At 66.0% G+C, this 23,674-nt stretch carries 26 protein-coding genes; 5 read left to right on the plus strand and 21 right to left on the minus strand.

Translation table 11 applies throughout. The annotated features are described in order from the left end of the window. From lon to VAE54_RS04565, 19 genes are all read right to left on the minus strand, one after another. Positions 1-1,781 (minus strand): endopeptidase La (gene lon, locus VAE54_RS04470; RefSeq protein WP_322800737.1); only part of this gene is annotated, 1,781 nt, incomplete at its 3' end. A gap of 235 nt (positions 1,782-2,016) precedes the next feature. Further along, entirely contained in the window at positions 2,017-2,586 is a 570-nt protein-coding gene (locus VAE54_RS04475) for a Uma2 family endonuclease (protein ID WP_322800738.1), read from the minus strand. A gap of 15 nt (positions 2,587-2,601) precedes the next feature. Beyond that, the gene (locus VAE54_RS04480) at positions 2,602-3,633 is read right to left on the minus strand and encodes a BMP family ABC transporter substrate-binding protein (RefSeq protein ID WP_322800739.1); all 1,032 of its coding nucleotides are present in this window, start codon (positions 3,631-3,633) and stop codon (positions 2,602-2,604) included. Next, a complete protein-coding gene (locus VAE54_RS04485; protein ID WP_322800740.1) occupies positions 3,630-4,616 on the minus strand; it encodes a response regulator in 987 nt (328 codons plus the stop codon). The genes VAE54_RS04480 and VAE54_RS04485 overlap by 4 nt, the downstream gene beginning before the upstream one ends. Before the next feature lie 30 nt (positions 4,617-4,646). Continuing rightward, on the minus strand, positions 4,647-5,018 hold the full coding sequence (locus VAE54_RS04490; protein ID WP_322800741.1) for a hypothetical protein: 372 nt from the start codon (positions 5,016-5,018) through the stop codon (positions 4,647-4,649). 126 nt (positions 5,019-5,144) lie between these two features. Then, entirely contained in the window at positions 5,145-5,681 is a 537-nt protein-coding gene (locus tag VAE54_RS04495) for a TlpA disulfide reductase family protein (protein WP_322800742.1), read from the minus strand. Continuing rightward, positions 5,674-6,483, minus strand: a complete 810-nt coding sequence (locus tag VAE54_RS04505) for a cytochrome c biogenesis protein CcdA (RefSeq protein ID WP_416223772.1) — start codon at positions 6,481-6,483, stop codon at positions 5,674-5,676. The genes VAE54_RS04495 and VAE54_RS04505 overlap by 8 nt, the downstream gene beginning before the upstream one ends. Beyond that, positions 6,470-6,628: a CcmD family protein gene (locus VAE54_RS04510; RefSeq protein ID WP_322800743.1), complete on the minus strand. Its 159-nt coding sequence runs from the start codon at positions 6,626-6,628 to the stop codon at positions 6,470-6,472. Before VAE54_RS04510 ends, VAE54_RS04505 begins: the two co-directional genes overlap by 14 nt. Before the next feature lie 36 nt (positions 6,629-6,664). Then, entirely contained in the window at positions 6,665-7,360 is a 696-nt protein-coding gene (locus VAE54_RS04515) for a cytochrome c biogenesis protein (RefSeq protein WP_322800744.1), read from the minus strand. 114 nt (positions 7,361-7,474) lie between these two features. After that, a complete protein-coding gene (gene ccmA / locus VAE54_RS04520) occupies positions 7,475-8,965 on the minus strand; it encodes a heme ABC exporter ATP-binding protein CcmA (protein ID WP_322800745.1) in 1,491 nt (496 codons plus the stop codon). Positions 8,966-9,030: 65 nt separating this feature from the next. Then, positions 9,031-10,761 (minus strand): c-type cytochrome, encoded by a 1,731-nt coding sequence (locus tag VAE54_RS04525; RefSeq protein WP_322800746.1) that lies wholly within the window; start codon positions 10,759-10,761, stop codon positions 9,031-9,033. Continuing rightward, the gene (locus VAE54_RS04530; protein ID WP_322800747.1) at positions 10,758-11,108 is read right to left on the minus strand and encodes a hypothetical protein; all 351 of its coding nucleotides are present in this window, start codon (positions 11,106-11,108) and stop codon (positions 10,758-10,760) included. Before VAE54_RS04530 ends, VAE54_RS04525 begins: the two co-directional genes overlap by 4 nt. 85 nt (positions 11,109-11,193) lie before the next feature. Then, positions 11,194-11,751 (minus strand): TlpA disulfide reductase family protein, encoded by a 558-nt coding sequence (locus VAE54_RS04535; protein WP_322800748.1) that lies wholly within the window; start codon positions 11,749-11,751, stop codon positions 11,194-11,196. An 11-nt stretch (positions 11,752-11,762) separates the two neighbouring features. Then, positions 11,763-12,260, minus strand: a complete 498-nt coding sequence (locus VAE54_RS04540) for a cytochrome c-type biogenesis protein CcmH (RefSeq protein ID WP_322800749.1) — start codon at positions 12,258-12,260, stop codon at positions 11,763-11,765. 557 nt (positions 12,261-12,817) lie between these two features. Beyond that, entirely contained in the window at positions 12,818-13,957 is a 1,140-nt protein-coding gene (locus tag VAE54_RS04545) for an AAA family ATPase (RefSeq protein WP_322800750.1), read from the minus strand. Between the two features lie 13 nt (positions 13,958-13,970). Continuing rightward, a complete protein-coding gene (locus VAE54_RS04550) occupies positions 13,971-15,977 on the minus strand; it encodes a heme lyase CcmF/NrfE family subunit (RefSeq protein WP_322800751.1) in 2,007 nt (668 codons plus the stop codon). After that, positions 15,974-16,360 (minus strand): HEPN domain-containing protein, encoded by a 387-nt coding sequence (locus tag VAE54_RS04555; RefSeq protein WP_322800752.1) that lies wholly within the window; start codon positions 16,358-16,360, stop codon positions 15,974-15,976. The genes VAE54_RS04550 and VAE54_RS04555 overlap by 4 nt, the downstream gene beginning before the upstream one ends. Then, complete coding sequence (locus VAE54_RS04560) at positions 16,344-16,706, minus strand: nucleotidyltransferase domain-containing protein (RefSeq protein WP_322800753.1); 363 nt, start codon at positions 16,704-16,706, stop codon at positions 16,344-16,346. Before VAE54_RS04560 ends, VAE54_RS04555 begins: the two co-directional genes overlap by 17 nt. A 12-nt stretch (positions 16,707-16,718) precedes the next feature. Continuing rightward, positions 16,719-17,138 carry a cytochrome c maturation protein CcmE gene (locus tag VAE54_RS04565; protein WP_322800754.1) on the minus strand — a complete coding sequence of 140 codons (420 nt, stop codon included), beginning with the start codon at positions 17,136-17,138 and terminating at the stop codon, positions 16,719-16,721. Positions 17,139-17,566: 428 nt separating this feature from the next. Between VAE54_RS04565 and folE the strand changes: the two genes are divergently transcribed. From folE to mog, 4 genes are all read left to right on the plus strand, one after another. Next, on the plus strand, positions 17,567-18,190 hold the full coding sequence (folE, locus tag VAE54_RS04570) for a GTP cyclohydrolase I FolE (RefSeq protein WP_322800792.1): 624 nt from the start codon (positions 17,567-17,569) through the stop codon (positions 18,188-18,190). 137 nt (positions 18,191-18,327) lie between these two features. Next, on the plus strand, positions 18,328-18,693 hold the full coding sequence (gene rbfA, locus VAE54_RS04575) for a 30S ribosome-binding factor RbfA (RefSeq protein ID WP_322800755.1): 366 nt from the start codon (positions 18,328-18,330) through the stop codon (positions 18,691-18,693). Beyond that, on the plus strand, positions 18,683-19,633 hold the full coding sequence (locus VAE54_RS04580; RefSeq protein ID WP_322800756.1) for a DHH family phosphoesterase: 951 nt from the start codon (positions 18,683-18,685) through the stop codon (positions 19,631-19,633). Before rbfA ends, VAE54_RS04580 begins: the two co-directional genes overlap by 11 nt. 122 nt (positions 19,634-19,755) lie before the next feature. Further along, the gene (mog, locus tag VAE54_RS04585; protein ID WP_322800757.1) at positions 19,756-20,268 is read left to right on the plus strand and encodes a molybdopterin adenylyltransferase; all 513 of its coding nucleotides are present in this window, start codon (positions 19,756-19,758) and stop codon (positions 20,266-20,268) included. A gap of 129 nt (positions 20,269-20,397) precedes the next feature. On the opposite strand, the gene pfkA is transcribed toward mog, so the two are convergent. After that, positions 20,398-21,363, minus strand: coding sequence for a 6-phosphofructokinase (gene pfkA / locus VAE54_RS04590; RefSeq protein WP_322800758.1), 966 nt, complete (start codon positions 21,361-21,363; stop codon positions 20,398-20,400). Positions 21,364-21,644: 281 nt separating this feature from the next. Here pfkA and VAE54_RS04595 point away from each other — a divergent pair, with 281 nt between their 5' ends. Next, the gene (locus VAE54_RS04595) at positions 21,645-22,745 is read left to right on the plus strand and encodes an ABC transporter ATP-binding protein (protein ID WP_322800759.1); all 1,101 of its coding nucleotides are present in this window, start codon (positions 21,645-21,647) and stop codon (positions 22,743-22,745) included. Between the two features lie 52 nt (positions 22,746-22,797). Here VAE54_RS04595 and VAE54_RS04600 read toward each other — a convergent pair whose 3' ends face one another. Beyond that, complete coding sequence (locus VAE54_RS04600; protein ID WP_322800760.1) at positions 22,798-23,493, minus strand: hypothetical protein; 696 nt, start codon at positions 23,491-23,493, stop codon at positions 22,798-22,800. Positions 23,494-23,674 lie beyond the last annotated feature (181 nt).

Consider the following 23,674-nt stretch of genomic DNA (forward strand, 5'->3'; position numbering starts at 1 on the left):
CCCAGATAGCGCTCCAGGGACGCCGGGGTGATCACCCGCCGATACGGCTTCCCCTCCGCCACCAGCCGCGCGGTCTTGCGGCAGATGGCCGCGATCTCCCGCTCCAGGTTCCGCACCCCCGCCTCCGAGGTGTATTCCCGGATGATCCGCCGCAGGGCCCCATCGGTGATCTTCAGGGGGATCCCTGCCAGCCCGTTCTCCTCCATCTGCCGGGGGATCAGGAACCGCCGGGCGATCTGCACCTTCTCCCCCTCGGTGTAGCCCGGGAACTCGATGACCTCCAGCCGGTCCCGCAGCGCCGGGGGCACCGTGTCCAGGATGTTGGCCGTGGTGATGAACAGGACCTTCGACAGGTTATACGGGATCTCCAGGTAGTGATCCGAGAAGGCATGGTTCTGCTCGGGATCCAGCACCTCCAGCAGGGCCGCCGCCGGATCCCCCCGGAAGTCCACGCCGATCTTGTCGATTTCATCCAGCATGAAAACCGGATTGATGGTCCCCGCCCGGGCCATCCCCTGCAGGATCCGACCCGGCAGGGCGCCGATGTAGGTCCGGCGATGGCCCCGGATCTCCGCCTCGTCGTGGATGCCCCCCAGGGAGACGCGGACGAACCGCCGGCCCAGGGCCTCGGCGATGGCTTTCCCCAGGGAGGTCTTGCCGGTGCCCGGGGGGCCCACAAAGCACAGGATGGGGCTGCGGCTGCGCTCCCCGGCCAGCTTGCGCACCGCCAGGAACTCCAGGATCCGCTCCTTGGCTTTCTTCAGCCCGTAGTGATGCCGCTCCAGCACCTCCGCCGCGTGGGCGATATCCAGGTTGTCTTCCGTCTCTTCGGTCCACGGGAGCTCCAAGATCCAGTCGATGTAGGTGCGGATGATGCTGACCTCCGGGGAGAGAGGCGGCATCTGGGCGAGGCGGTTGAGCTCCTTCTCCGCCCGGGCCCGCACCTCCTCCGGAAGGTTCTTGGCCTCGATCCGCTCCCGCAGCTCCTGAATCTCCTGGGTGTAGACGTCGGCCTCCCCCAGCTCATGCTGGATGGCCTTCATCTGCTCCCGCAGATAGAACTCCCGCTGGGTGCGGTCGACCTCCTGCTGCACCTGCGCCTGGATCTTGCTCTCCAGCTCCAGCACGTCCAGGAGCCGGGCGAGCAGGATGGAGAGGCGCAACAACCGGGCGGAGGGCTCGAAGATCTCCAGGAGCTCCTGCCGCTCGGCTGTCTTCAGGTTCAGGGTGCTGGCGATCAGATCCGCCAGCCAGCCCGGCTCGTCGATGTTCATGGCGAAGACATACGCGTCTTCCGGGACCGCCCGGTCCAGCTGCACCACCCGCTCGAACTGGGAGAGGACCGCCCGCATCAGCGCCTCGGTGGCCGGCGGCCGGTCCGTCCGTTCGAAGATGAGGCGAACCCAGGCCCGCAGGTAGGGCTCCTGCTGGAGGAACTCCACGACCTGGGCCCGCTGCTGGCCCTGAACCAGGACGCTGGTGGTGCCATCGGGCATGCGCAGGACCCGGGCCACCGAGACCAGCGTCCCGACGGTATAGAGGTCCTCCGGGGTGGGATCCTCAATGCGCTCCTCCCGCTGGGTCAGGGTCACCAGCGGCTCCTCCCGCTGGACGGCGGCCTCCACCGCCCGCAGGGATTTGTCGCGGCCCACCAGGATGGGGGTCACCATCCGGGGGAAGACCACCACGTCCCGCAACGGGAGGACGGCCGCTTCCACCAGCTCCTCCCCCTCGGCCCGCTGGTCCAGCGCTTCCTGTCCCAGAACCGACTCCAGGGCCATCATGCGCTCCTTTACCCGCGAACTGTCCCCTTCGCCTTTCGTCGCTCGCTTTCGAGGGTATCGGGATTCTATCACAGGCGCCCGGTGAGGGAAGTCCCGGTTTTTCCGCCGATGGAAATCGGCCTCTTAGGGCGCTGCGCGCCGAACGTCGGCCTTCGCCGACGCGAAAGGCTTTTGGCCGGCGGAGGCCGGCCGATGGCCGGAGGCCTCTAAAGGTCGAATTCCTTCGACGCCCTTACAGATCCTGGAAGAGCGCGGCGACGTCCACTTCCAGGCCGGGGATCAGCCGGCTGCGCACCCGGCCTTCCCCCCGCGCCCCCTCGATGAGCACGAGCCGATCCCCTTCCAGCCCATAGACCTCAACCGTCCGCGTCTCCGGATCCACCACCCAGTATTCCCGCACCCCCGCCCGCCCGTAATCGTAGCGCTTCTCCAGAAGATCCAGATGGGCCGTCGACGGCGAAACCACCTCCACCACCAGGTCCGGCGCCCCCTCGATATGGGTCTCCCGCAGCCGATCCGCATGCTCCCGCAGCACCACCAGCAGGTCCGGCTGATACACCGTGTCCTCCATCAGCTTCACATCCAGCGGCGCGTCGTAGACCCACCCCAGGCCCGGTCGACGGACCGCTTCCACGAGCAGCAGCTCGAAACGCAACGAAACCTCCTGATGTTTGCGCGATGGCGATGGGCTCGGCATGGGAACCCCCCGCACCAGGATCCAGTAGCCCGGCTGATCCTCCGCCCACCGGCGGAAGGCTTCATAGCTCTCAAAACGGACATGCTCCGCGACCGCCCGAGCCATCTCCCACCTCCGGCCTCATTCTCCAAGTGATTCCCCGAACCCCTCCGGGCACGGGTGGGGATGCACCGCGCGCTCCCGGATCTGCCGCTGGAGCCAGGAGGGCGCGATCCGGAAGAAGGTCGGCGTTCCCCGCCAGACGAAGCCCCCTTCCTCCAGCTTCAGCGTCCACCGCATCCCGAAAGGCACCTCCCCCCGCCGGCTCTGACGCAGGATCCGCCGCACCGCCTCGTCGATCGCCGGGGTGACCGAGCCCAGGAGCGCCTCGAAGGCCGGGGAGCGCATGGCCTCGTAGCGCGCCCCCCAGTCTTCCCCGAACCCGATGGCGTAGCGCCGCGTGGCCGCCGCGGCCTCGAAAAGGCCGGCGCTGCTCCCCCCGGCCAGCCCGAAGACGATCCCGGCGCCCCGCTCATACAGCCGCAGCGCCGCCTCGAAACCCGCGACCGGATCCGAAGTCGTCTCCACTTCTTCGAGCAGGATCTCCTCCAGGCCCGCCGCCCAGGCCCCGCACCGATATCCCTCCAGGGCCACCGAGGCCCCCGGGCCGGCCAGCGCCCCAATCCGACGCCCAGGCCTTCGATCGGACCCTTCCTGCCCGACGAGCTGGCCGGCGATATACCCGGCCAGCCAGCCGGCTTCCCATGCATCAAACGAAAGAACCAGCACATTCGGCGGGATCTCCCCCGGATCCTCCAGGCCGAGCAGGACAAAGCGCTTGCCGGGGAAGATCCGCGCCTGCTCCAGGCCGAGGCGAGCGGGGCCTTCCATCCCGATGATGAAAAGCCGGTGATCAGGCTCCCGAACGGCCTCCCGGATCATCCGTTCCCAGGCGATGGGATCCCCTCCGAGCGCCAGCAGCGGAACGCGCACGCCCTCGCTCCGCTGGAAGGCGGCGACGCCCGCCGCGGCGAAATCGAAGGGGCCTCGATCGCCTTCCACCCCCTGGATGAGGAGAACCACCGAGGTCAGTGAGGGCTGGCGCGCCGCTTTCCCCGCACAGCCCGCGGTCAGGAGGATCCCCGCGAGGCCGATCCGGAACCACCCTTTCATCCCGCGCGCTCTTCCCCTTCTTCCAGATCCGGGATCAGGCCCCGGGCCCGAGCCTCCTCGTAGCTGAGCAGCTCCCCCTCGAAAGGCGCGGGGAGCGCTTCCCCCTCCTCGAGGAAATGGATGGCTTCAGGGGAAGACCCCGCGGGGGCGGTCTGCTCGGGAGGGGCGGCCTCGGCCGGGGAAGGCGCCGCCTCCAGCATCCGCAGCCGGGCGAGGGCGTCCCGGAGCTCCAGCCAGGCCAGCCCGGGCTTCACGGTGCGAGGGACCACGGCCACCAGAAAGCGCCCGGGCTCCAGACGCAGCCCATAAAGGACGCGTTGCGTCCCTTCCCACATCTGGGCCGCGAACGCCGGCTCCCCAAGCGCCGAGGCCAGGGTTTCCAGGAGCGCCCCGATCTGGGCGATCGCCCGGGCCACGGCCTGCGCCGCCGGCTCGGATACCCATCCCTGGGCGGCCAGCACCTCGCCCTGGGATCCCGTTAGCAGCGTCAGCTCCGCCCCCAGCCGGCTCTGCAAGGCCCGCAGGATCTCTTCCGCCTGCGCGCGCTGATCCGGGGCCAGGCTCTGAGAAGCGACAGGCGCCGGGGGAGCGGGAGCCGAGGGGGGGCCGGCCGGTCGGCGGGCTAAGGCCCGCGCTACCGTCTCCAGGACCTCGCTGGCGGTAAACGGTTTAGCGATGAAATCCACCGCCCCTTCCCGGAAGGCCTGGGCCACGGTCGCGGCGTCCGCGAAGCCGCTGAGGGCGACCACCGGGAGGTCGGGCCAGGATTCCCGCAGGCGGCGGATGAGGGCCATCCCCCCCATCCCGCCCATCCGCAGATCGGTGATCACCAGGTCAACGGCCGCGCCCTCCAGGATCTGGAGCGCCCGCTCGGCGCTGGGCGCGGTGCGCACGGCATAACCGGCCACCCCGAGGATGTCGCTCAGGGTCTGCAGCACATCGATGGAATCATCGATGATCAGCACACATGGCGCCTTCGCCATCTTCGACCTGCGAAGGGGATCAGCGAACCATCAGCCGCCGGTTGTGATCGCTCGAAGGGTTAGCCCGATCATGATGACCAGGGCAATGCTGTAAAGCAACTGCTCCTGGCGCCCATCGCGGCCGCGGGTGTAAACGTAAACCAGGGGAAGGGCCAGCGCCAGGACGATCCCATACAAAACGTGCAGGCCGCCGCGGGCAGGCCAGAGCCGCATCAGGACCATCGCCAGGCCCAGGAGCCCCTGGAGGAGGATCACCCCCTCCAGGATCCACAACGCCCCCCAGAAATCCCCGCGAACCCCCTCTCCCCGCAGGTAGCGCCAGAACCCCCACAGCGCGCAGATCAGGGTGAAGAACAGGATCGTCCGGCTGAGCCCATCGTGCAAGGTGATCAGTGTCCCCATCGGGATGTCCTGTGGCGAACCGGTATGGAGTGCGATCCTGTGCAGCCACGCTTTCCCCCAGAGACCCGGCCCCCAGAGCCCCCGTAAGGAAACCCGTGACGGGGGATGGGGAACGATCCGCTACCGTTAGCGACCCAGCAGGGGCCGGATGGTTTTCTCCACATCCTCGCGGCCCTTCAGGATGCCCACCGCCACCCGGTGGATGATCCCCTCCCGGGTGATGAAAACCGTGGTGGGAACCCCGAAGATGCGATAGGCGCGCTCCGCCCGACCGTTGTGATCCAGCAGGATGGGAAAGGGCAGATCGAATTCCTCCACGAACTTCCGCACTTCCGAGAAATCGTCCTGGGAAGTGAGGTTCACCCCCAGGATCTCCAGGCCCTGGTCATGGTAATCCCGATAGATCTGAGCGAGCAACGGCATCTCCTCGCGGCACGGCCCACACCATGTCGCCCAGAAGTTCAACAGCACGACCTTTCCCCGCAGATCCCTCAGTCGCACGGTTCCCCTATCCAGGCGCTCCAGTTCGAAATCCGGTGCCGGGATCCCGGTGGTCAGGCCCATGGAGGCCGGGGTGGAAACGGGGGGCACCGGATTCCCACCGGGGAGGCGCTGACAGGCCATCGTGAGCAGCATCAGGAGCGCGATCGCCCGCTTACCCATGGATCCCTCCCAGGCTCCGGCCGCTGAGATAGCCCAGATAGGCGGGGACCAGGGGGAAGACACATGGCGAGAAGAAAGAGAGCAGGCCGGCCAGGAAGGCGACCGGATAGCCCAATCCGGCGCCCGGCCCCACATCGAGGAACAGGCCCAGCTGGGACGTCCAGATGCGCAGATTGGTGAACGTGGGAACCCAGAGGGGCAGCGTCATGGTCGAAAGGGAACGGGACAGCACATCCAGCAGCACCATCCCGCCGATGAGAAGGAGCAGCACGCCGCTCGCCATGTGGAAGGCCGGCAGATATCGCCGCATCCGCCGCACGCCGGCGAGGGCGCGGTCCAGCAGCAGCCCCATGGCCAGGAAGGGAAGGCCCAGGCCGGCGGCGTAAGCGGCCAGCAGCCCCAGCGCCTGGCCCGCCGTCTCCTGCTGGAACGTCAGGGTGAGGATCGCCCCCAGCGTGGGGCCTACACACGGGGTCCACCCCGCGGCGAAAAAGACCCCCATCAGCCCCGAGGTCAGGTAGCTGAACGACCGGGCCTCCGGAAGATGCGGGCGCCACTCGGACATCATCAAGGGGTAGAGCAGAGGGATCCGGACCCCCAGCATCCCCAGGCCCATCAGGACCACCACGCTTCCCCCGAGGGCGGCCAGGAAGTCCCGCCCCTCGAAGAAGAGCCGGCCGAGGAGGGTGGCCGCCCCGCCCCAGGCGAAGACAAAAACGAAGGAGAATCCCAGCACGAAGGCCAGGGCGTGGGAGAACGTGCGCCAGCGGAGAGCCAGGATCCCCTCTTCACCGGAGGGCATCGCTTTCCTCCCCATGCTCCGGGTTAAGCTGCGTGCGGAGGCGGGCGATTCGCTCTTCCAGCGCCCGTTGCCGGCGCACCAGGTAAAGCACATAAAAGAACGTAACCCCCCAGAAGACCAGATACGCTGCGACCAGATATCCCATGGAAGTGGGCTCCAGGAACAGGATAGGGCTGCAACCTCAGGATGCCTCCGTCGCCGCTTCGATCGCCTCCAGGGCCTCCTGGGCCCGCTGGACCCGATAGCGCATCCCGAGGAGAACACTGAACAGCAACGTCCAGGCGATCAGGCTGAGCACCATGGTGTGCACCATGCGGGGCGTCAGGCCGAACTGCCCCTGAGCCTCCGAGGAGACGCTGGGGCCGAGCACGATGGGATGGATCGTGCGTAGCAGGCGGGCCGAAAGATACGTGAGGGGCACGGTCACGAAGGCCACGATGGCGTAAACCGCCGCGAAGCGGGCCCGGGTCTCCGGGTTCTCCACCGCGTTCCGTAGGAGCAGATAAGCCAGATACACCACCCAGGTGATCGTCGTGGTGGTCAATCGCGGATCCCATGTCCACCACGTGTTCCACACGGGGCGGGCCCAGAGGGAGCCCGTGACGATCGCCATGGTGAGCAGCACCAGCCCGACCTCCACTGCGGCATGGCTGAGCTGATCCCAGCGGGCCGACCGCGTCCGCAGGTAAGCGATCGCGCTGACAAGAGCCACGGCGAAGGCCAGAAAGCCCGACCACGCGGTGCTGATATGGAAGTAAAAGATCCGCTGCACATCCCCCATTTTCGCCTCGCGGGGCGCATAAAGGAAGACCGCGAGGGTCGCCAGGACCATCAGGGCGATGGTCGCCCCAAGCCAGATCCGTTCCCACGCCCGCATAAAAGCCTCCTTGATCCGGGGAAGAGAAAGGGCCTGCGTAGGGCAACTGCAAGCAGTTGCCTTACGCCTTGAAGCCCAGGGGCGGCTGGAGTATTAAGCACCCCACACCCGGCGCTATGTGCTGACCACCTCCTCGAACACCATCCCCGTCACGGCGAAGAGAAGAAGATCATAGGCAACGAGGATCTGCAGCCACATCGACCACCCTGGATCCGCCTCCAGGATCGCTCGGGTCCCCTGGATGCCGGCGATGACCAGGGGGGCCGCCACCGGGAACAGCAGGATCGGCAGGAGCAGTTCGCGAGCCCGGGTGGCCATCGCCATCGCCGCCAGCAACGTGGTCACTCCCGAGAGCCCGATGGCCCCCAGGGCCAGGAGCAGGAGGATGCCGGGGTCCCACAGGGAGAGGTTGAAGAAGACGCCCGCGGCGGCCAGGGAGAGCAGGATCACCAGCCCCAGCAGCAGCCCATGGACCATCGCCTTGCCTGCGAACAGGAGGCTCCGGTCCCCTGGCACCATCAGAAGCCCCTCCCATGTTCCTCGATCCATCTCCGCCGCCATCATCCGCCCCACGCCCAGGCTGCTGGCGAAGAGCAGAAGCATCCAGAAGAAGACCGGGACGAAAGAACGGGCGAGGTCCGGGCGCAGCTCGAACGCCGTTCCGAACAGGAAGAGGCTTAAACCGGCCAGGGTCAAAAGCGGGGTCAGCGTTTCCCGCCCCCGTCCCTCGATCCGCAGGTCCTTCTCAAGCAACGCCTGGAGCGCACGAAGCTCACGCCCCTTCCCCCGGGCACCATGAGGAGATCGGCTCTCCGCCGGAGCCGGATAGACCCCGGTGGAGCGCTCCAGGCGGAGGGAGGAGCTTCCTGCTTCGGATCGATGGGCAGGCCCTCCGGCGGCGAGACGACGCCGGGGAGCCATCTCCGCCTGATAGAGCTCCTGAAGGGCCTTCTCCCGGAAAGCCATGGGGGCGCCTTCCGCAATCAGGCGGCCGCCCACCAGGACCACCACCCGGTGGGCGAAATCGGCGATGGCGGGATCGTGGAGCGCGACCACCACCGCGCGCCCCCGGGCCGCCAGCTCGCCGATGACCTCACGGGCTTCCTCCAGCCCGACCACATCCAGACCTGTGAACGGCTCGTCCAGGAGCAACACAGGAGCTGGCGAAAGGAAGGCGCGGGCCAGCGCCAGCCGCTGCAACATCCCCCGCGAGAACCTCCGCACCGGATCCCGCGCGCGGTCCGCCAGGCCCATCCGCCTCAGCGCCGCTTCGATCGCCTCCGGCTCCTCCGGCCAGCCATAGAGGCGCTGATAGAAACGGAGGTTCTCCTCCGCGCTGAGATCCGGATACAGCCAGGGCTGATGGCCCAGCAGGGTCACCTGAGCCCGAACCCCGGCCCCATCCGGCGGCCAGCTGGAATCCCCGATCCGGACCCGTCCGGATGTGGGGCGGAGGAGCGTCGCCGCCACCCGAAGCATGGTGCTCTTGCCGGCTCCGTTCGGCCCCATCAGGGCCACGATCTCTCCCGGATGCACCGCGAGAGAGATCTCCCGCAGCACCCAGCGCGGGCCGAACGCTTTTGAAATCCGTTCCAGCTGGAGCATCGGCGACCTGTCCGCTATAGCGCAACGCGTATCCAGCGAGAAGCTTCCCGGCGCGGCCCAGACCGTTACCCGAACGAAGAATCTCCGGCCTGCCCGCGACGGATCGCCCGGGTCATGAGAGCGGCCCGTCGCCGCCGGTAGGTTGCTTCATCGACTTCCCCGGCCGCGTAGGCTTCATCCAGCCGGGCGATCTCGTCGATCAGATCCACCTCCCGCCCCCGCCAGAGGCGGAAGAAGCCCAGAACGGCCCCCGCGCTTAGAGCGAGAAGGAGCGGGATCAGCCATGGGGGAACAGGCGCGCGCGGCCGCAGGGCAACGGTTCGGGTTTGGCCTGGGGCCGGCGGATCCACTTCATAAAGATGATACGTCGTGTTCCCCAGGGTGCGCATCCCGAGATCCCGCAACCCAGCGCCGGAGGCCTGCAGCGCTCCCCCCGCGATCAGCAGGTTCCAGCGATCCACCGGATAGGCCGAGCGCAGCGGAAGCGTCCGCGCCCGGGCCAGCGGCAGCTCGTATCCAAACGCCGTCTGATACCCCGCCCCCGGCGGGATCGGCGCCGTATCGATCAACCGATCTTCCTCCTGACGATACCGACCCCCCAGCGTCCCTTCGGAGATCCGGAGATTGGAGGCGCCCGGCGGCAGAAAGAAGATCATCCCTGGGCTCCCGGCCCCGCCATAGGTGGTCGTTCCCCGGTTCGAAAACACCCACACCTCGGTGACGAAGAGGCGATCGGCCAGCGGCTGCAGGATCCAGTGGACCTGATCGATGTGGATCCCGCCGGGATCCGTCCCTCGATCGAAGACCATGAGGGTGACGGTGACCTCCTGGCCCACGGTCAGCGTCAGCGGATGGGGGGCGGGATAGGCCACCTCCTGCCACTCCGCCACCGGAAGATACGCCGCCTCCGGATAAACCGGCACGGCGTCGAACCGGAAGGTCCCATCGGCCCGGGTCGAGACCGTGCGGGAGAAAACGGGCGAGGACTCCAGCAGGACATAGAGGGTCACCGTCACGCCCGAGGCCGGCGCCTCCGTGGTCCCATGGAGGACCTGGCCGCTCACCGAGCCTATGGCCACCGGACGGGGCAGTTGAAGAGCCCCTCCGTCCGCAATCGAGAAGGCCAGCTGCGGCAGGTAAGCGATCAGAGCCTGCTGGAGGTCCGTCGAGAGCTCCGGCAGCCCGGCATGGGCAGGGATGCGCCCCGGCTGCAGGGCTTCCACCCAGGCGGACGGCACGCGCTCCAGCATCCGCTCGGGATCCGCGAGGGGAACGGGCCCCTTCCGGCCGTCCTCCCCATGGCAGGCCGCGCAGGCTTCCCGGTACCGGCTTTCCGCTTCCGCCATAAGCTCCGGCGGCACCGCGAGGGACCAGGCATACAGCACCACGGCCCATCGCTCGCTGTCGCTGAGCGTCGTCGACCATGGGGGCATCCCCCGCTCCACCCGGCCCCGGGTGACCACCTGGAACCAATCCCGAAGGGAGGCGGCGCGCCGGGCCAGGCTCTCGGTCAGATCCAGACGCGCGTCCGGGGTCCGAGCCCGGAGGGCGGCGGCCTGCGGTCCATCCCCTCGCCCCCTCAAGCCGTGGCAGCTCGCGCAGTGCTCTTGGAAGAGCGAGCGGCCGGTTTGCAGGGAGAGGCCGACCGGGGGAAGCGACGGCGTGGGCGTGGGCCAGGGCTGGGTCCGAAAGGGGATCTCGCCCGCCGGAGGGGGAGCCGCCAGGGTCAGGGAGCATCCGGCCAGAAACCCCAGGGCCAGCCCGAGCACCAGTCCCGCGGATCGATTCCGGGTCATGAGCCCTTCCTCCGGAGTTGCGCCCGGCGGGCCTGGACCGCCGCCTCGACCGCCTCGACCCGGGCCTTCCCATCAATCGCTTCGTTCTCTTCCTGAAGCGCCCGCAATAACGCGGCGCCCTCCTCCAGGTAGCGCCGGCGCAGCTCATGGTAGTCCTCATCCGGGATCTTCCCGGTGCGCCAGTCGGTCTCCAGATCCCGCAACATGCCCAGCACCCGCTCATACTGAGCCTGGAGGGCCGGCCGGGCGGGCCCTTCCCCACGGGATCGATCCTCCCGGAGCGGCCGCAGGACGTATGCGAGCACCAGCACCGTAACCCCAAACAGCACCAGAAGGGCTGCGATCATCTCGTTCATCATCGTGCTTGGTCCGGTAATGGCCTCAGGATACAGGTGGCCCGGATCCCTGAAGGGGTAAAAGGCCCCTCCCCGATCAGAATCCGGTTTCATCCGAACCGAGCAGCCGATCGATCACCCCCTCCAGCTCGCCGGGCTGGATCGGCGCCGCCTTGTAGAACACCACCTGCCCCTGGGGGTCCACCACGAAGGTTTCGGGGACCCCCGTGATGCGATACAGGCGGGCGATCCGGGTGCCTGCGTCCAGGCCGTTGGGATAGGAGATCTGAAACCGCTGCAGATAGCGCATCGCCGCCGATGGGGTATCCAGATAATCCACCCCCACGAAGATCACCCCCCGATCCCGGTATTTCCGCCACAGGGATTCCAGCAAGGGCGCCTCCTCTTCGCATGGCTTACACCAGGAGGCCCAGAAGTTGATCACCACGACATGTCCCCGCCAATCCCGAAGCCGGAACTCCCGGATCCCGAGCCCGCCGTCATAGCCCTCATAGAGGGGAAGGGTGAAATCCGGAGCGGGGCCCTGGGTGGGAGCCGTCCGCCCCCGCTCGAGGAAGGCCCAGCCCAGCAGGGCCAGGAAGACCCCCACCGCAGTTAGGCCGATCCACCAGCCCCACCGTCCCCAGCGTGGCATGGCGCTCCTCCCTACCAGTGCTCCCGGATCCAGCGGTCCAGCATCCGGGCGCGTTCATCGAGCGAGGGCTCCGGCGGGGGCTCGGGCGTCGGGGCGGGCCGGCGCCAGCGGGCGAGGCGGAGGGCCAGCCAGAGCCCGGCCGCCGGAAGGCCGATCGCCGGGATCAGCCAGACCCCCAGCCCGATCCCATGGGGAGGAGGGACAGCCAGAACCCGCATCCCATAACGGGTGGCGAAGAACTCGATGATCTCGTTTTCGCTCCGCCCCTCCGCCAGCATCGTCCGGATCTCCTCTTTCCACTGGATGCATGCCGGCGTGTCGCAGACGTCCAGGGGCACATTCTCACATACCGGGCAATAGAGATTTTTCGCCACCCGGTTGACCTGGTCATCGGACACGGGAGGGGTCGGGGTCTGAGCCCCGGCGGGCCGGGTTACGGAAAGGGCGGCCAGGGCCCAAACCAAGAGGACAGGGCGGAGCGCAAACGCGAGAAGACGGGATCCCCGCATCGAACGATCGCCTCCAGGGAAACGTGATGGGCCAGTCTTTGGTAAAATGCATTACCCCGCTTGAAACCCGGAACTCCAAGGCCTCCCAGAGCTTTCTTCGGATCGTCCGGCTTGCCCTTAGAAGCTCTGCGTCTCAACCCCTCATAGACACGCCCCTCATGGTTGGGAGCGTGCTCACAAATCGCCCGAGCCAGGGCCCGCAAATCCGCCCACGCCCAGATTTCCAGCATGGGATCGATGACGATCACCTCGCAACATCCAGGCCATCCGTTTTTTCCAGTTGGTCTCGTAACCGATCGCGGATCTGATCGCTCGTCTCAAAGGAATGGGACCACCGGAAGTCGAGAACTGCAAGGGCATACTGTGCCTTTCTCGAGTAGGGCCTTAATAAGCCAGCCGCATGACGGAATGTAAACAGATCATCACGGCCGCTCACATAACGGATGTCAATCCCTTTTCCTGCTCGATCCCGCAACGGAAATCGAGCGAACAGACTCTGGAGCGCGCTCTGGATGTTACGATCTGCCGCCAGGATGACGAGATCCATAAGAATGCGTTCAGGAGAGAATGTGGGCGAGAAACAGGGCAGCGAGATCCTCCCCCGGTTCCAGATCCCTCAACAGAGGGTGCTGGTTGCCCGGGAGAATCCGAGCTTCCTCTTCTTCCTTCGAGAAGATCAGCAGCCGTTCGGGGCCTGCCAATCGGACGAGCAAGGGATGTTGGGAAGTGACCAGCCATTGAACCGCCGGGGTTTCCACCATGATCCCGAAGAGGGCATCGATGGAATCCGGAGAGAGACCGTTCTCGATTTCCTCGATAAAGAACACACGCCCCTCATTCTCCGGGTCATAAGCGTGGAGGCTGAGGGCGATAAACCGGAGCCAGCCTTCGGAGATCCCGGGGGGAGAGAGCCAAAGCCCATTCCACTTCATGGCGAGGCGGAAGATGCCGGCGACTTCATCATGGTGGGGCTGGAGCTCCACATGCCGGCCGATCAGCGAACGGATCTCATCCAGCCAGTATGGATAGGCTTCCGGATGGACCTCCTTCATTCGCTGGATCAGCAGGGGAAGATCGCGCGCGTTGGGATAGAAGCGCGGATGCCGGGGTTCCTCCCATCGGCGAATACCCCTTCGGATGGCCCGGGGTTCGGGATGCAGGAGCTCCGGCCATGCTTTCAACCACCACCCTCGCAAGCCTTCGGCGATCTCCTTCAATGGCTCTGGGGTGAATTCGAAAAGCGCCCGGAGCGCAGCCTGATCGCGCTCCACGCGCCAGGACATCCCGGGCTGCTCCTCAAAGCGAACCTCAGAGCCTGCTCGGAGATAGATCGTCCGGCCAGCCCAGGAAAGGCGCTCCCGGACAATACCCACTGTTCCCTCTTCTTGCTGCAGAGCGATCTCGTAGACCACTTCCCCGGGCAGGCTCCCCATCGCCTCGCTGGAATCATTCCCCCAGGTCAGCCGGATGTCGATCTCACTGGCTTGACCTTTCCAGAACAGCTCCTCAGGCTTCCAGACGCGCATCTGCATGGCGCTCCGGAGATGATGCCGCACGATGTCGCGCACAAACCGGATGGCGTCCAGGAAGGCGCTCTTGCCGCTCCCGTTGGGGCCCACCAGGACCTGTAACGGCTTCAACTCGACATCCACATCCCGAAAGCAGCGGTATCCCTGAAGGCGCACCCGCCTCAGCATGGCTCCTCCATCGTTATGAGATCGGGGCCGGCTTCTTTTGCAGCGGCGGGCGGATCTCGCCCAGAGCTGGAGCCAGGGCGGGCCGGGGCCACACGGCCACCAGCGTTCCCAGGATCAGCACGATCCCCCCGATCCAGATCCATGAGACCAGCGGATTGATGAACACCTTGAACGTCGCCCGGTTGCCGCCCTCCATCCACCCGCTCAGCAGCAGGTAGAGATCCTCCTTCAACGTCGCCCGCAGGGCCGGCGGCGTCAGGCTTTCCCCTGTGTCGTATTGCAGCACATAGGGATATAAATCCGTTAGCAGACGGCCGGAGCGGTCATACACCCGAACCCAGGCCTCGGTGACCACCACATCCGGCTCGGTCGCCGGCGTGTATTGTCGGATCCCATGGTAGACCAGCCGATAGCCGCCGAAGGCCAGGGAATCGCCCAGCCCCATGGTCCGCTGGGTTTCCTGCTGATCGAACTGGGAGCCGATCACCCCGATGCCGATCAGGACCACGCCGAGATGAACCAGATACCCGCCATACCGCCGCGGGTTGCGCGCCACCAGACGGACCAGCGCCACCAGCCACGGCTCGCCCGTCGCCCGCCGCCGTGCCCCCACGCTCAGCGCGGAATCCAGCAAGGTCCCCCACCCGGCGAAGGCGCACAGGCCGAATCCGAGGAGCGCCCAGGGCGGTCGGATCCCCGCGATGGCGGCGAGGACGACCACGCCCAGGGCCATGAGCAGCGAGGAGCCCACCGAAAGGCGCAGCGACGCCCCCGGGGTCCGCCGCCAGCGGATGAAGGGGATCACGCCCATCAGCAGGTAGAGGGCCCCGAACAGGGGGCCGGTGACCCGATTGTAGTAAGGGGGACCAACGGTCAGCTTCTCATTGAACAACAGCTCGGAGAACATCGGATAGAACGTGCCCCAGAAGACGGCGAAGGCGATCCCCAGAAAGAGCCAGTTGTTGAGCAGGAAGAAGGTCTCCCGCGACAGCCAGGATTCCACCCGGTTCTCCGCCCGCAATAGATCCCAGCGCGCGGCCAGCAGCGTCAGGGAGCCCACCAGCACCATCCCGACGTAGATCAGGAAGGGCACTCCGATCGCAGAACGGGCGAAGGCGTGCACCGAGGCGATCACCCCGGTGCGCGTGATGAACGTCCCCAGGATCACCAGGGCATAGGTGAGGATGATCAGCAACGAGGTCCACACCTTCAACATGCCCCGGCGCTCCTGAACCATCACGGAATGCAGAAAGGCCGTGCCCGTCAGCCAGGGGAGCAGGGCCGCGTTCTCCACCGGATCCCATCCCCAGTAACCGCCCCAGCCCAGCACATCATAAGCCCAGCGAGCCCCCACCAGGAGGCCCAGGCTCAGGAACAGCCACGCCACCAGGGTCCACCGCCGCAGGAGGCGCAGCCAGCTCTCATCCCGCCGGCCGGCCATCAGAGCCGCCATCACGATCGCATAAGGGACTGTGAAACCCACAAACCCCAGATAGAGCAAGGGGGGATGGGCGATCATCCCCGGGTGGCGAAGCAGGGGATTCAGCCCCCGCCCATCCGCCGGCGGCACGGGGAACATCTCGAAGGGATTGGCGAAGAAACGATTCAGGAGGAGGAAAAACGTCTGGGTGAGCAACAGGATCCCGGTCATATAGGGGAGCATATCGGGGGGGAAGCGATCGGCGCGGGCCATGGCGGCGAAGAGGAAGAGGCTCATCAGCCAGGACCAGAAGAGCAGGGAGCCGTTCTGGCCGCCCCACAGGGCGGTGATCTTCAGGAAGAGCGGCTGGGTCTGACGGGAGACCTGGGTCACATAGACCAGACGGAAGTCATCGGTGAGGAGGGCGATCTCCAGGGCCAGCACCATGAGGGTGAGCAACGGCGCCATCACCTGTCCGATGCGCCGGGCCACCTCCACCCATCGGGCCTCCCGCCGCCATCCCCCATAAAACGCCGCCAGCGTCCCGATCAGGCCCAGACCCCAGGCCAGATCCAGCAACCCTTCCCCAAGAAGACTCATCGGCTTTCCTCCATAATGCGACGGAGCACTTCCCGCGCCAGCTCTAATGCCTCCCGGGCGTCCTTTTCCCCGGGCCATCCTTCCGGCAACATCCCTGGGAGAGCGTCCGGATAGCGAGTCGGGATGTAAAAACGATCCATCCTGAACAGCTGGCTCTCCAGGTCGCCCCACTTCCCCTGCGGGATCTGCCGCACTAAATCCACCAGCTTGTGGGTTCGTGGCGGCGCCTTGCCCTGGGCTTCCAGGAGCCCTTTCAAGGCCTTCTCAATCGCTTGATGGGCATGGAAGCATGTTTGGTTATAAATTCCATCGTCGAAAGCGAGTTCCGCCATACGCAGATCCTCGCGAGCGAAACGAAGCCAGCGCTCAAGATGGGGATTCATAGATCACCACCCCCCTGGCGAGCACTTCCTCCTGAAAGAAGGGGCGGGTTCGGATCTCCTCGAACTCCTCCGGCGTGTAAACCAGAAGATCCATCCCCACACGGGGACGAAATCGCTCCAGCAGCTCGCCGATGCGATCGAGGAAAGGGCGAGAGGAGGGCATCACCACAATCAGATCCAGATCGGAGTCCGGGCGCAATTCCCCCTGGGCCAGGGAGCCGAACAAGATCACCCGCTGCGGGGCATAATTCGCGCGCAGGAACTCCAGAAATCGGGTCAGCTCGGCCTCCAGAGCCGCCCGCCTCTCCCGAACCCTCTCCTCCGATGAAGGCACCCGAGCGGGCATCTCCAGATTCCTCTACCGCGAGCCTCCAGCTGCCGCCTCCTCCTCATATCGGGTGGGGCATTTGAGGAGGAGATTCCGGGCATAGAACACCCCATCCGGCCCCAGGGTGCCCTCCACAATGGCCTGCGCCTCGTTCTGCAGAAGGTCCGGCTTCACGCCTTTATAGACCACCTTGAGCGGCGGGGCCTTCCCGATATCCGCCACCCGATCCACGAGACCGAACTCGATATGGAGGGTCTCCGGATCGTAGCGGATGGTCCCGCCGTCCACGATCCCCGAAAGGCGGATCGGGCGGCCCTGGAGGCTCTCCGCCCGGGCTTTCAGCTCCGAAACCGTCAGGTAATACTGGGAGGCGCTCCGGAGCCCGTTGACGATCAGCAATCCCAGGGCGATGACCAGCAACCCTCCCCCGACCCAGAACCGGGCGCGCATCGAAATCCTCCTCATCGGAGCGTTCTGTTCAGAGTCTAACACAGGAGGCAGGTCCCCTCCAGTCCCCATCCCGGTTTGCCGGACATGTCCGTCCGAAATCATCGGGGGAACACAATGGGTCGAAGGGCCCGGGCTCCGGAGTTCCCCAGATCCCGAGCCCCCTGCCCACAAGCGGGCGGGCCCTTTCTGCTGGTCATGGGATGACGATCGCTTGGGACGCCCGCCTCTTGCCCGCAGTTGAAAAGATGGAAGGAAACGGATTAACATCAGGGAAATCGCCCAACGAGCTCTTTTCGGGGGTTTTGAGGGCGGGCCGGCCGTCTTCAGCGGCCGTCCCTGTCATGATGAGATTCGGGGAGAGGCCGCTCGATCTTCCCTAATTGGGCATGTCAGGTCCGATCATCTTCGACGCGGGAGGGAAGGTGCGGATGGAGCCTCAGGGATGGATCGCGAAAGCGGAACCGATCGCTCCGCCTCCAGATCCCATCCAGCTGGCCCGGGTGATCCGGGAGCTGCTGATGGCCCTGGGGGAGGACCCCGAGCGGGAGGGCCTGCGACGCACCCCCGCGCGGGTGGCGGAGATGCTTCAGGAAGTGCTGGCCGGTTACTGGATGGATCCGGTGGCTCTGATCAACGGGGCGATCTTTGAGGTCGAAGACAACGACCTGGTCCTGGTGCGGGATATCGAGTTTTATAGCATGTGCGAGCATCACCTCCTGCCGTTTTACGGACGGGTCCATGTGGCTTATATTCCCAACGGCCGCATCATCGGCCTCTCCAAGATCCCGCGGGTGGTGGAGCTCTTCGCCCGCCGCCTCCAGGTTCAGGAGCGGATGACCCGGCAGATCGCGGATTTCCTGGAGGCGGTGCTGCATCCCCAGGGGGTGGCTGTCGTGGTGGAGGCGGCGCACCTGTGCGCGATGATGCGCGGGGTTCGCAAATCCCATGCCCGCATGGTCACCCAGGCGCTCACAGGGGTCTTCCGCACCGATCCCCGACACCGGAGCGAGCTGCTGGCCCACCTCCGGAGGCCACCGGAGAAAATCATATAAACCCCCGCCGGTCTGGAATCCGGAAAGGCAGGCTCACCCCCACCGTTTCGGGGCATGGGGAAGGGGGGTTAGATGGTTGTCCGAATATTGACGGAATCGCTTCCCCGTGTTAGGATGGAACGCCCTGGAGGTCCGCCATGGGAGCACGTCGTCAGCGACGCATCGGGGAATTGCTCCGCGAAGAATTGAGCGCCCTCATCGCCGAATTGAAGGATCCGCGGGTCAGCGGGGTGACGGTGACCGCGGTGGAGCCGGCGCCGGATCTCACCATCGCGAAGGTTTATGTAACGGCGTGGCCCACGGATCCCGCGCGGCGGGAGGAGGTGCTGGCGGGGCTGGAGCATGCCAAAGGTTATCTAAAGCACGAGCTGGCCGGGCGGGTGATCCTGCGCCGCATCCCGGATCTTGTCTTTAAATGGGATGATACCTTCGATCGGGCGGACCGGATCGAGCGATTGCTGTCCAAGCTCCATGAAAAGGAGCAGCCGCTGGATGAGTCGTGAGCAGGCTCAGCGTATCCTGAAAGAAGCGCAGCGGGTGGCGGTGGCGACCCATGTTTCGCCCGACGCCGACGCCATCAGCAGCGCGATCGGCCTGGTGCAGATCCTCCGGCGTTTGGGGAAAACGGCGGAGGCCTTTTGCGATGATGATCTTCCTGCTCGTCTGAAAGCGCTCCCCCACGCAGAGGAAATCGCCCGGGTCGCCCATGGCGCCTTCGATCTCCTGGTCAGCCTGGATGCGAGCGACCCAGGGCGTCTCGGCAAAGCCTTCGCCGAGCTTCAGGGTATCCCCCTGCTGAACATCGATCACCACATCACCAACACCCATTTCGGAACCATCAACTGGGTCGATCCCTCCGCGGTGGCGACATCGGAAATGGTGCTCTGGCTCGCCGAGGACCTGGGGGTCACGATGGACGCGGAGCTGGCCTCCATCCTGCTGGCAGGGATCGTGGGGGATACCATGGGCCTGCGCACGGCCAACGTCAACGCCCGGGTTATGCATGAAGTGACCCGCTTGATGGAAGCAGGGGCCTCCCTTCCCGCCCTGGTGGATGCCCTTTTCAACCGCCGCCCCCTGGCCGCCCTCCGCCTCTTCGGGCAGGCGCTGGCAGAGGTTCGGATGGAAGACGGAGTGATCTGGACGGTGATCACCCGGGAGATGCGGGCGGCCTCCGGGCTGAACCACGCGAACGATCTCAGCCTCTCCAGTTTTCTCATCGGAGCGGAGGAGGCGCGGATCGCCGCGGTGTTCACCGAACGGGACGATGGGAAAGTGGAGGTCAGCATGCGGGCCCGGCCCGGCTACGATGTGGCCCGGGTAGCCCTGGCCTTCGGCGGAGGGGGGCATCCCCCCGCGGCCGGTTGCCTGCTCCCTGGACCTCTGGAGGAAGCGATTCCCCCGATCTTGAAGGCGCTGAAGGCAGCCGCACGGGATCGTTAGGGGGAAACCCACGGGGAGCCCTGAGCTCGCCTTTCACGCCGGGATGGAACGGCAAGGCATCGGTCGACGCCCTGCCCTCGCTTATCCTTTACGCCATGGAACGCCAACGGGGAGCCTCGGGGATGGAGACCGTTCGGGTCGGCATCCTCACCATCAGCGATCGGGCCGCCCGGGGGATTTACCCGGATGAAAGCGGGGCGCTCCTCCGGGAGCGAATCGCGGAACAGATGGGCTGGACCGTCGCCCAATACGCGGTGATCCCCGATGACATGGAGGCGATCCAGCGGATCCTGCGGTCGTGGTGTGATGAGGAGGGTCTGGATCTGATCCTGACGACGGGAGGCACCGGGCTGAGCCCTCGGGATCTCACGCCGGAGGCGACGCGGCCCCTTCTGGAGCGAGAGGCTCCCGGGATCGCCGAGGCGCTGCGCTTCTACAGCCTCCAGCAGACCCCTTTCGCCATGCTCTCCCGGGGCGTTGCGGGAGTTCGTGGGCGGACCCTGATCATCAATCTGCCGGGCAGCCCCCGCGCGGTGCGGGAGGCGATGGAGATCCTGGGGAAGGTGCTGCCCCATGCCATCGCCATCCTGCGGGGGGAGACAGGCCCGGCGGCAGAACATTCCTTTCGCGCCTGAGTCCGGCGGGCCGTCATCCACCCGGTGAGGATGCGTTTTCCCCTGCAGCGTTCATGAGGGCCAGGGCCATTCCCCTTATCCCTGACGAAAGCATCCCAACCACTCCCCAAAGGGACCGCTGGTTGGGCCTCAACGGGCCAGCATCAGCACCATATCGTAATAATTGAGATTGGCCTCCCGCCGGCGCTCCACCACCTCCTCCAGGGGGATGGTCACGATCTCCCGCCCCTGTAGGGCGGTCATCACCCCGCGCTCTCCGGCCAGCAGGGCTTCCACGGCCTTCACCCCCATGCGGGTGGCCAGCAAGCGATCGAAGGCCGTCGGGCTTCCTCCCCGCTGGATATGGCCCAGGATCGTGATGCGCACATCGAAGCCGATCGGATGGCTCTCCAGGAACTTGGCGACCTCCGTCGTCCGGTAAGGCGCCCCTTCGGCGATCACGATCAGGGCATGGGTCTTCCCCCGCTCATAGGCATCCATCACCGCCCGGGCGACCTCCTCCAGGCTGGTCTCCCGTTCCGGGATCAGCACCATCTCTGCCCCGCCGATCACCCCCGCAATCAGGGCCAGATATCCACAATCCCGGCCCATGGTTTCCACGAGAAAAGCCCGTCCGATCGAGGAGGCCGTATCCCGCAGCCGATCGATGGCGTCAATGATGGTGTTCAGGGCAGTGTCGACCCCGATGCTCATATGGGTGCCCCAGATGTCGTTATCGATGCTGGCGGGGACCCCTACCACGGCGAAGCCGCGCTGGTGAAGGGCCAGGGCCCCTCGCATCGAGCCATCGCCCCCGATCACCACCAGGCCTTCAATTCCGTATTGATTCAGGCGACGCAGCGCCTTGCGCTGTCCTTCTTCCGTCATGAACTCCTTCGAGCGGGCGGTCTGCAGGATGGTCCCGCCCCGCTGGATGATGCCCCCCACATCCCGTGGGCGGAGCTCCACGATCTCCCCTTCGATCAGGCCCTGGAAGCCACGCCGGATCCCTAGCACCTTCACGCCATGGTAGGCCGCGGTGCGCACCACCGCCCGGATGCAAGCGTTCATGCCCGGCGCATCCCCTCCGCTCGTCATCACCCCGATGCAACGCATTCCGCCCACCTCCGTCGATGCAGCAAGCAAGGATTCTCTCAAAGATACGCATTATATTCATTTTATTGATTCCCGGGACGGATAGGCAACAACCGAGGAAGCGGAGTTCCTGAAGGAATTACGCCGAGGGCTTCCCCGCGGCTGTCCTGCAGAACAGCCCATTGCCTGAGCAGACCGATCCGATTACAATAACAACAAGATGATTAAGGTCTGATTCTTCACCGCTGGCATCGAGGCAAGCGGATCCCGGGCAGGTGGACTTCTATCAGGGGGTAAGGCCCATGGCGAGCGTCGCGTTTGAGAACGTCACCAAGCAGTTCGGAAATGTCGTGGCCGTGAAGGACCTCACCCTGTATATCCCGGATGGGGAGTTCCTGGTGCTGGTTGGCCCCTCAGGATGCGGCAAGACCACCACCCTGCGCCTCCTCGCAGGCCTGGAGGAGGTCACCCGGGGGCGGATCTACATCGGGGACCGGGATGTGACGGAGATCCCCCCCAAGGACCGCAATATCGCGATGGTCTTTCAATCCTACGCCCTCTACCCCCACATGAACGTCTACGACAACATCGCCTTCGGCCTGCGCATGCGCAAGGTCCCCAAAGCGGAAATCGAGCGCCGGGTGCGGGAGGCCGCCCGGATGCTGGAGATCGAGCATCTACTGGACCGCAAGCCGCGGCAGCTATCAGGCGGCCAGCGCCAGCGGGTGGCCGTGGCCCGGGCCATCGTGCGCGATCCGGCCGTCTTCCTGTTCGATGAGCCGCTCTCCAACCTGGATGCGAAGCTGCGGGTGCAGACGCGGGCAGAGCTGATCAAGCTGCATCAGCGGCTGGGGACGACCTTCGTCTACGTGACCCACGACCAAGTCGAGGCGATGACCATGGGCACCCGCATCGCCGTGATGAAGGATGGGGTGCTCCAGCAGGTCGATACGCCCCAGAACCTCTACGAGCGGCCCGACAACCTCTTCGTGGCGGGGTTCATCGGCTCACCACCGATGAATTTCTTCGAAGCCCACCTGGTGCCAGAGGGGGATGCCCTCTGGGTGGACACTGGCTCCTTCCGCGTGCCGGTTCCCCCCGATCGAGTCGCTGTGTATCGCCCGTATGCGGGGCGACGGGTGATCTTCGGCCTGCGGCCCGAACACATCTATGACCCCGAATTCGCCCCGCCCATTAAACACCCCGCCGGGGTGCAGGCACGGGTCGATGTGCGGGAGCTGATAGGCAGCGAGGTTCACCTCCATCTGGTGGCGGATCGTCAGACCTTCGTCGCGCGAGTGGATCCGCGGACCCGGGCGCTGGTGGGGAACACCATCCGTGTGCTCTTCGATATGGATCGCATGCACCTCTTCGACGCGGAAACGGAGCGGGCGATCCGCTGAGCCGATCCCGGTGTGGGGCGGGCGCTCCGGCCGGCGCCCGCCCCCTCCAAAATCAGCGATCCCGCACCGCGGCAAACCGATCGAAGGCCACCCGGGCATCGCCCCGGGCCATGGTCCCAATGCTCACCCCCGCTCGCCCTCCGCCCTCGTTCGCTCCGCGCTGGATCCGGGCCACTTCCACGCCATTGACCCAGAAGATCATCTCCGCGCCTGCACAACGGACCCGCAGGTGATTGGTGGTCCGCCCGGTCCGGATGGCGGCATGCACGGCCCAATCCACCAGGATCCGCCAGCTCCCCTGTTCGTAGAGAAAGACCCCGTAGTAGCCGTCCGCGCTGACGGCGAAGCGGTAGAAACGCCCTTCCCCAGCCTGGAGGATCAGCCCATAGTCCGTAGAGGACGGCCCCTCCAGCAGAGCGCCCTCGACCTCCACCTGTCCATCCCGGAACGAAAAAGGGGAGAGAACCCAGCCGACCGTGCGAGGGGGTTTCAGGCTCAGGATCAGATGGCCGTTCTCGGTGCGGGCGGTGAAGCGGGTCTCCGCTGGAAGCGACCACCCGGGCGCGCCGTTCGCGAAGTCCATCGTATAGCGCGCGCTCTCAGCGGGGCGACAGGCAGCGATCAGCGGGAGCAACAGGACCCATCGCAGGCCCATGCGCGCCATGGCGATCTCCGGCCCGCCTCCCTCCGGGAACGCCTCACCTCGCGGATTCCGAAAAGGTGTCTTCACCGCTCGCGGTCTCCCCATGCCCTCGCTCCCGATGCCCGACGGGCTTCCCTCCAGGCTTCCAGCCTTCATTCTATCCAGCCGGAGCCCAGCTCGCACCCCCCATCCCGGGATGAAGCCCGGGGAGACGACCTCCCTCAGCGGCCAGGAGCGGCGCGCCCGGGGAGGACAACGCTATGGGGCATGGAGGATATCCAGAGCC

It is taken from the genome of Thermoflexus sp., assembly GCF_034432235.1.
GTDB lineage: Bacteria > Chloroflexota > Anaerolineae > Thermoflexales > Thermoflexaceae > Thermoflexus.

Excerpts from the sequence above, each read along its gene's own strand:
- VAE54_RS04540 (WP_322800749.1), bottom strand. The coding sequence starts at position 12,260 with ATGCGGGGATCCCGTCTTCTCGCGTTTGCGCTCCGCCCTGTCCTCTTG.
- mog (WP_322800757.1), top strand. The coding sequence starts at position 19,756 with ATGGAGACCGTTCGGGTCGGCATCCTCACCATCAGCGATCGGGCCGCC.
- VAE54_RS04485 (WP_322800740.1), bottom strand. The coding sequence starts at position 4,616 with ATGGCGAAGGCGCCATGTGTGCTGATCATCGATGATTCCATCGATGTG.
- pfkA (WP_322800758.1), bottom strand. The coding sequence starts at position 21,363 with ATGCGTTGCATCGGGGTGATGACGAGCGGAGGGGATGCGCCGGGCATG.
- VAE54_RS04555 (WP_322800752.1), bottom strand. The coding sequence starts at position 16,360 with ATGAATCCCCATCTTGAGCGCTGGCTTCGTTTCGCTCGCGAGGATCTG.
- VAE54_RS04525 (WP_322800746.1), bottom strand. The coding sequence starts at position 10,761 with ATGACCCGGAATCGATCCGCGGGACTGGTGCTCGGGCTGGCCCTGGGG.
- VAE54_RS04550 (WP_322800751.1), bottom strand. The coding sequence starts at position 15,977 with ATGAGTCTTCTTGGGGAAGGGTTGCTGGATCTGGCCTGGGGTCTGGGC.
- VAE54_RS04515 (WP_322800744.1), bottom strand. The coding sequence starts at position 7,360 with ATGCGGGCGTGGGAACGGATCTGGCTTGGGGCGACCATCGCCCTGATG.
- ccmA (WP_322800745.1), bottom strand. The coding sequence starts at position 8,965 with ATGCTCCAGCTGGAACGGATTTCAAAAGCGTTCGGCCCGCGCTGGGTG.
- rbfA (WP_322800755.1), top strand. The coding sequence starts at position 18,328 with ATGGGAGCACGTCGTCAGCGACGCATCGGGGAATTGCTCCGCGAAGAA.
- VAE54_RS04475 (WP_322800738.1), bottom strand. The coding sequence starts at position 2,586 with ATGGCTCGGGCGGTCGCGGAGCATGTCCGTTTTGAGAGCTATGAAGCC.
- VAE54_RS04560 (WP_322800753.1), bottom strand. The coding sequence starts at position 16,706 with ATGCCCGCTCGGGTGCCTTCATCGGAGGAGAGGGTTCGGGAGAGGCGG.
- VAE54_RS04495 (WP_322800742.1), bottom strand. The coding sequence starts at position 5,681 with ATGGGTAAGCGGGCGATCGCGCTCCTGATGCTGCTCACGATGGCCTGT.
- VAE54_RS04505 (WP_416223772.1), bottom strand. The coding sequence starts at position 6,483 with ATGCCCTCCGGTGAAGAGGGGATCCTGGCTCTCCGCTGGCGCACGTTC.
- VAE54_RS04480 (WP_322800739.1), bottom strand. The coding sequence starts at position 3,633 with ATGAAAGGGTGGTTCCGGATCGGCCTCGCGGGGATCCTCCTGACCGCG.
- VAE54_RS04490 (WP_322800741.1), bottom strand. The coding sequence starts at position 5,018 with ATGGGGACACTGATCACCTTGCACGATGGGCTCAGCCGGACGATCCTG.
- VAE54_RS04535 (WP_322800748.1), bottom strand. The coding sequence starts at position 11,751 with ATGCCACGCTGGGGACGGTGGGGCTGGTGGATCGGCCTAACTGCGGTG.
- VAE54_RS04595 (WP_322800759.1), top strand. The coding sequence starts at position 21,645 with ATGGCGAGCGTCGCGTTTGAGAACGTCACCAAGCAGTTCGGAAATGTC.
- folE (WP_322800792.1), top strand. The coding sequence starts at position 17,567 with ATGGAGCCTCAGGGATGGATCGCGAAAGCGGAACCGATCGCTCCGCCT.
- VAE54_RS04565 (WP_322800754.1), bottom strand. The coding sequence starts at position 17,138 with ATGCGCGCCCGGTTCTGGGTCGGGGGAGGGTTGCTGGTCATCGCCCTG.
- VAE54_RS04600 (WP_322800760.1), bottom strand. The coding sequence starts at position 23,493 with ATGGGGAGACCGCGAGCGGTGAAGACACCTTTTCGGAATCCGCGAGGT.
- VAE54_RS04580 (WP_322800756.1), top strand. The coding sequence starts at position 18,683 with ATGAGTCGTGAGCAGGCTCAGCGTATCCTGAAAGAAGCGCAGCGGGTG.
- VAE54_RS04510 (WP_322800743.1), bottom strand. The coding sequence starts at position 6,628 with ATGGGATATCTGGTCGCAGCGTATCTGGTCTTCTGGGGGGTTACGTTC.
- VAE54_RS04530 (WP_322800747.1), bottom strand. The coding sequence starts at position 11,108 with ATGATCGCAGCCCTTCTGGTGCTGTTTGGGGTTACGGTGCTGGTGCTC.
- VAE54_RS04545 (WP_322800750.1), bottom strand. The coding sequence starts at position 13,957 with ATGCTGAGGCGGGTGCGCCTTCAGGGATACCGCTGCTTTCGGGATGTG.